The organism is Dietzia sp. DQ11-44, assembly GCF_014145205.1.
GTDB lineage: Bacteria > Actinomycetota > Actinomycetes > Mycobacteriales > Mycobacteriaceae > Dietzia > Dietzia natronolimnaea.
The window spans coordinates 1-1224 of record NZ_JAALEC010000278.1 but is presented as its reverse complement, the minus strand read 5'-3'; the positions used below and the strand labels follow the sequence as shown (position 1 = coordinate 1224).

Annotated in this window: 2 protein-coding genes; both read right to left on the bottom strand. The window is 71.0% G+C overall.

Annotated elements, in window-relative coordinates; all coding sequences use genetic code 11:
* Positions 1–626 (bottom strand): DUF6779 domain-containing protein (locus G6018_RS07800; protein ID WP_347237827.1); only part of this gene is annotated, 626 nt, incomplete at its 3' end.
* 91 nt (positions 627–717) lie between these two features.
* Positions 718–1194, bottom strand: a complete 477-nt coding sequence (locus tag G6018_RS07795) for a DUF3180 domain-containing protein (protein WP_182639311.1) — start codon at positions 1192–1194, stop codon at positions 718–720.
* Between the last annotated feature and the right edge of the window lie 30 nt (positions 1195–1224).

Sequence of the window (1224 nt, the reverse complement as noted above, 5' to 3'; positions counted from 1 at the left end):
GAGGCGGGAGTGGTCGAGGCGGGAGTGGTCGAGGCGCGACCCGATGGAGAGGTCCCGAACGGGGGTGTCAGGGTCGATTCCGGTGCTCGACGACGTGGTTCGACGCGCTCGGACGGCACCGATGGCAGTGACGACCCGGCGCCGAGCTCCCCTGCTGTGGTGTCACCACCCACGGCGAGACGCTCGTCGGTCAGGGTGACGCCCATCTGCCCGAGCTGCTCCCGCAACGCGGCGATCTCGTGGCGGAGCGCGTGGATGGAGTCGGTGGTCTCCGCACGCACGGAGTCGCGCAGGTCCTTCTCCACCACGAGCTCGTGCTCGCGGCGGGCGGAGATCTCGCGTTCGAGCTGCAGTTCGTACACGGTGTGCAGGTCGCGGACCCTGGCCGCCTCGGCCGCCGCCTGCCGCCGGTAGCGGGCCACGAGGAACGCCCCGATGAACGCCGCCCAGAGTGCCGAGAGAGTGCCGATCCGCATCCACACCGGATTGTCGGAGAAGACCATCACCACGGTCGCGATGAGTGCCAGCACCAGGAGCGCCCCGAGAGCGATCCCCGCCAGGCCGCGGTCGTCGCCGCGGACGGGGCGGACGGATCGGGGCTTGTCGATCGCGCCGTCGGAACTCATGCCCCGCATGATACGCAGAGAACCACTAGTCACACGGGCAACCAGCGCGTGTTCCTCCAGATGCCCGCCGTCTGCTGACCGCTCGATCCGCTCAGGTCGACTGGGCCAGTCCCCCCACGTCATCGTCGGAGGGCGGGGTCTCGCACGACGACTCGAGGAACAGACCTGCCCCCACGAGCAGCGCCCCGGACACCAGCACCGCCACGGACGACGGCAGCTCGGCGCTGGCCGCCGCCAGCTCACCCAACCTCGGTGCGAAGTAGAGGACGAGTCCGACGCCCAGACCTCCGGCCGCGGCCCCCAGCACGGCCGACGCCTGCCCGAGGGCTGCGCACCGCGCGATCGTCAACGGGTGCATCTGACTGCGGTCCTGACCGACCCCGCCGTCGGAGATCGCGGACCGGATCCGGAGCGCAAGCAGCACGTCGATCACCGCCACCACCGGGAGCGTGACCCATCCCCACCCGAGGGGCGGCAGCGACCCGAGCAGCGAACCGGTCAGGAAGTAGGCGGCCACACCGGCGACGAGTGCGACCAGGACGAGGGTGGACACCGCGATGCGAGCCATGTCAGCGGCTCCACCCTTCGGGGGCCAGCC